This is a genomic window from Protofrankia sp. CiP1_Cm_nod4 (assembly GCF_982290645.1).
The window spans coordinates 9,160-10,185 of record NZ_CEVIVC010000078.1 but is presented as its reverse complement, the minus strand read 5'-3'; the positions used below and the strand labels follow the sequence as shown (position 1 = coordinate 10,185).

The window sequence follows — 1,026 nt, the reverse complement described above, 5'->3', positions numbered from 1 at the left end:
TCCTGCCGACGGGCGTCAGGCGCCGACACCCGCGTAGGAGTGCAGCCCCGAGATGACCAGGTTGACCAGATAGTAGTCGACAAACAGCGCGCTGAAACCAAGCAGCGATATCGCCGCGGCCCGGCGGCCCTTCCAGCCGGCGGTGGCGCGGGCATGCAGGTAGGCCGCGTAGATCACCCAGGTGATGAACGACCAGGTCTCCTTGGGATCCCAGCCCCAGTAGCGACCCCAGGCCGCCTCCGCCCAGATGGCACCGGCGACGACCGCGAACGTCCAGACCGGGAACGCGAAGCCGATCACGCGGTAGGTGATGCGGTCCAGCGACGCGGCCGCGGGCAGTCTCATCATGATCCCACCGCGCCTGCGCATCGCCGCGGAGGCCTCGGCCTGTCCGGTGGCAACGGCCGCGAGGCGGTTCTCCCAACGGTCCTTCAGCAGATACAGGACGGTGGTGACCGCCGAGACCATGAACACCCCGCTGGCCACGATCGCCGCCACCACGTGGATCTTGAGCCAGTAGGAGTTGAGCGCCGGGACGAGCGGGCCCGCCGCCACGTAGAGCACCGTGCCGGCGAGACCGAGATAGAGGACCACCGGCAGCATCACGAAGACGCCCAGCCAGCGGACGCGCGCCCGGGTCCGGGCCAGCATGCCCAGGTAGGTCAGCACCGCAATCAAGGTGATCATGGATGAGAACTCGTACATGTTCCCCCACGGCACCCGGTCCGCGGCCAGGCCACGGGCGGTCACCGAGCCCACGTGCGCCGCGCATCCGAGCACGGTGAGCAGCACTGCGACCCGGCCGATCCAACGCGCCCGAGGTGAGAGCGACAGGTCCGCGCCGTCCCCGGCCATCACCTCGGCCACCGCAGCCCGCTCGGCGGCCTGCCGGGCCGCCCGGGCGCCGGCCGCGGCGAGCGCCTCAGCAGCAGGATCCACAAGAGCGTCACGATCGTCAGTGGCATAGGTGACAGACGCTCCTGCTGTAGCCGCGCCTGCTGTAGCCGTCCCCGCCACAGCCGTACC

Annotated in this window: 1 protein-coding gene; it reads right to left on the bottom strand. The window is 70.1% G+C overall.

Annotated features, from left to right (window positions below):
- Positions 1–15: 15 nt before the first annotated feature.
- A partial coding sequence (ccsB, locus tag AC5LSR_RS15340; RefSeq protein WP_493468607.1) for a c-type cytochrome biogenesis protein CcsB occupies positions 16–1,026 on the bottom strand: 1,011 nt, incomplete at its 5' end.